Here is a 3,312-nt window from a genome sequence, read left to right on the forward strand (position 1 = left end):
GGCAGCCACATCATCAATCTGCTGGATACAAAGGGAATGGCGGCCGTGGATGAATTCCTGGCCGCGTGCACGAAATGACCGTGGGGGCGAAAAATTTCGCCCCCACACGATTACCACGATCCGGGTAATTGCTGGCTGGTGTGAAAAACACGCAAAATTTCAACAATATCATCCCGCACCCTGTAAGGGATGACATAGGGATAACCGCCCAGCACCAATTCCCGCGTCCCGGCGAGGCGACCGGGACGGCCGGATTCGGGAAACAGTGCGAGTTCAGCGCTCCGTTTTCGAATCTCGGCATATATTTCCCGGGCCATTTCCGGGTCGTCACGCGCGATAAAACGCATCTGCGCGTCAAGATCGCGCATGGCCCCGCGCAACCATTTAACCTTCACTGTAGCTCCAATTAGCATCAAGCTTGGCCATTTCCTCATCCGTGGCGAACTCACCGGCATCCGCCTCTTTCAAGGCCTTCCGGATTTCCGTGACCTGCCACGCCTCGCGGGCAATGTATTCTTCCATGGCCTGGTTGATGAGATACGCGCGCGAGCGGTCCGTTTCCTTGGCCAAAGCATTGAATCGAGAAATCAATTCCTCGCTTGCCCGAATGGAAATCTGCGTGGACATAGTTCCCTCCTTGAAGTTGTGATTCAACGTAATGCGTGGAATCACGCATGTCGACCCAGATCACCGCGCCACAAAATTTCCCAAATTTGCAAAATAGGCTCCCAAGTCGAGACAACGCCCGCGCTCTTTGCTAACGCCACGCGAAACAATGTGCCTGGAGGAATCCACATGCCCGAATTTCCGATTTTCAACTGCAAGAATTCCGACGATGTGGTCAAGGCCGTGCGTGAGCACAAGGTGGAGCTGATTCAATTCTGGTTCGTGGATGTACTTGGAACACTGAAAAGTTTCCAGGTTCTTCCTGGAGAATTGGAAATCGCCATGGACGAAGGCATGGGCTTCGATGGCTCGTCCCTGGAAGGATTTTGCAGAATTGAAGAAAGTGACATGATCGCCATCCCGGACCCAGCCACCTTTCAGCTGGTGACCTGGGACCAGGCCACCGCGCCCATGGCCCGCATGTTCTGCGATATTCTCGAACCCAGTGGACAACCTTTTGCCGGTGATAGCAGGTATTGTCTGAAACGCATCCTCAAAACCGCCGCGGCCAAGGGCTATTCCTTCTATGTCGGTCCGGAACTGGAATTTTTTCTTCTGGAAAGCCCGACTTCGCCCAAACCCCTGGACCCTGGCGGATACTTCGACGCCCCGCCTCTTGATCTGGCCGGAGGCATCCGCCGCGAAATCATCTCCTGCCTACGCTCCATGGGCATTCCCGTGGAATACGGGCATCACGAAGTCGCGCCCAGTCAGCATGAAATCGCCCTGCGCTACGCCGATGCCCTGAAAATGGCCGACACGGCCATCACCTACCGCGTCGTGGTCAAGGAAATCGCCCGCCAGCACGGCCGCTACGCGACCTTCATGCCCAAACCCCTGTATGGCGAGAACGGCAGCGGCATGCACGTGCACCAGTCCCTGTTCAAAAACGGCCGCAACCTGTTTTACGACGCCGACGGCGACCACCATCTGAGCCGCGAGGCCAAGGCCTATATCGCCGGGCTACTCACGCATTGCGCGGAATTCACCGCCGTGACCAACCAATGGGTCAACTCCTACAAACGCCTAGTGCCCGGATTCGAAGCCCCGACCAACATCGCCTGGGCAAGGCGTAATCGGTCAACCCTGGTCCGCGTGCCCATGTACAAACCCGGCAAGGAGGCCGCCACGCGCGTGGAACTCCGTTCTCCGGACCCGGCCTGCAACCCCTACCTGGCCTTTGCCTGCATGCTGGCCGCCGGCCTCAGGGGCATCGAGGAAAACTACCCCCTGCCCGCGCCGGTGGAAGACGACATCTACGTCATGACAACCGACCAGCGCCGGGAGCGCGGCATCGCGAGCCTGCCCGGAAGCCTGGAGACCGCACTGGAAGCCATGCAGGGCAGCGCCCTGGTACGCGAGGCCCTGGGCGACCACATCTATACCAAATTCCTGGCCAACAAACAGGTGGAATGGGATCTCTATCGCTCCCAGGTCACGGATTTCGAACTGGAGCGCTATTTGCCGAGACTCTGACCGGACCGGCCCGGACGTTCCGACCTCCGGGCCACTCCATGCGTGTCGCACCGCCAGTCTCCCGCCCAACGGCCTATTCCCGCGCGGTGTCCGGAGGCAGGGTCACGCTTTCATCAATGCCGCTGCGGGTGATGCACAGATCGTGAATCAGACCGTTGGAGATGGAATAAATCCATCCGTGCAGGGTCAAAATCCTCCCCCGGCTCCAGGCCCGGCGCACGATGCTGTTCAAGGCCAGGTTGCGGACCTGCAACCGCACGTTGAGCTCGCACATGTCATCCAGGGAAGGATGCCCCTTGCGCTCCATGAGGTCTTTGACATTCTCCAGCCAGTGGCCCAGAATCCCCGGTGTCTGATCCTTCATCACCGCTTCCACGCCACCGCAGCCGTAATGTCCGCAAACAATGATGTGCCGGACCTTGAGCACCTCCACGGCGTACTGCAACACACACATCAAATTGATATCCGTGTTGATGACCTGGTTGGAAATGTTCCGGTGCACGAACACCTCCCCGGGCATGACCCCGATCAACTGGTCCGCCGGAACACGGCTGTCCGAGCAACCGATCCACAGATATTTCGGCTTATGCTGATGTTCGAGTTTTCGAAAAAAACCAGGGATGCCGCGCTCGACGTTCGCGGCCCATTTTTTGTTGTTCTCAAGCAACGTGGCAATGTCCTTCATGACCTGTCTCCCCCGCGCGCATGCGCCAAAAAATGTTGCGACCCTGTTGTGAACCCAGACGACTACCGACGCGATCGGGACGACCACGCCCGCCACATCAGGTACAATCCCGCCAGAACACAGGGCACGCTCAACCACTGGCCGAGGTTCAACGCGCCCTGCAACGCGAACGATTCCTGCGGCGTTTTAAAAAATTCCAGACCAAACCGCGCGGCAAAAACCAACGCCAGCAGACTCCCGGTTAAAAGACCGCGCCGCTGACCGGCCCCGCGTCGATACGCGCCGAACAGGGCGACGAAAATCAACGCATAGGCCACGGCTTCGTAAAGCTGCACGGGATGGCGGGGCAAGCCGTCCACCCGCTCGAAAACCACGGCCCAGGATACGTTTGTCGGCAACCCGACAATCTCGGAATTCATAAAATTGCCCAACCGGATGCACATCCCGCCCAGGGCGCCCGGAATGGCCACCCGGTCCAACAGCCA

General features: G+C 58.5%; 5 protein-coding genes. 1 reads left to right on the forward strand and 4 read right to left on the reverse strand.

Going from position 1 to position 3,312, the window contains the following annotated elements:
- Positions 1-110: 110 nt before the first annotated feature.
- Both EOL86_13070 and EOL86_13075 read right to left on the reverse strand, forming a co-directional pair.
- A complete protein-coding gene (locus EOL86_13070) occupies positions 111-395 on the reverse strand; it encodes a type II toxin-antitoxin system RelE/ParE family toxin (GenBank protein ID NCD26505.1) in 285 nt (94 codons plus the stop codon).
- Entirely contained in the window at positions 385-627 is a 243-nt protein-coding gene (locus EOL86_13075; GenBank protein NCD26506.1) for a ribbon-helix-helix protein, CopG family, read from the reverse strand. Before EOL86_13075 ends, EOL86_13070 begins: the two co-directional genes overlap by 11 nt.
- 168 nt (positions 628-795) lie before the next feature.
- Between EOL86_13075 and EOL86_13080 the strand changes: the two genes are divergently transcribed.
- The gene (locus EOL86_13080) at positions 796-2,142 is read left to right on the forward strand and encodes a glutamine synthetase (protein ID NCD26507.1); all 1,347 of its coding nucleotides are present in this window, start codon (positions 796-798) and stop codon (positions 2,140-2,142) included.
- Positions 2,143-2,215: 73 nt separating this feature from the next.
- Here EOL86_13080 and EOL86_13085 read toward each other — a convergent pair whose 3' ends face one another.
- Both EOL86_13085 and EOL86_13090 read right to left on the reverse strand, forming a co-directional pair.
- Positions 2,216-2,827 carry a carbonic anhydrase gene (locus EOL86_13085; protein ID NCD26508.1) on the reverse strand — a complete coding sequence of 204 codons (612 nt, stop codon included), beginning with the start codon at positions 2,825-2,827 and terminating at the stop codon, positions 2,216-2,218.
- A gap of 62 nt (positions 2,828-2,889) precedes the next feature.
- Positions 2,890-3,312, reverse strand: a 423-nt coding sequence (locus EOL86_13090) for a prolipoprotein diacylglyceryl transferase (GenBank protein NCD26509.1), incomplete at its 5' end; no start/stop codon positions are given.

Source organism: Deltaproteobacteria bacterium (assembly GCA_009930495.1).
Lineage (GTDB): Bacteria > Desulfobacterota > Desulfovibrionia > Desulfovibrionales > Desulfomicrobiaceae > Desulfomicrobium.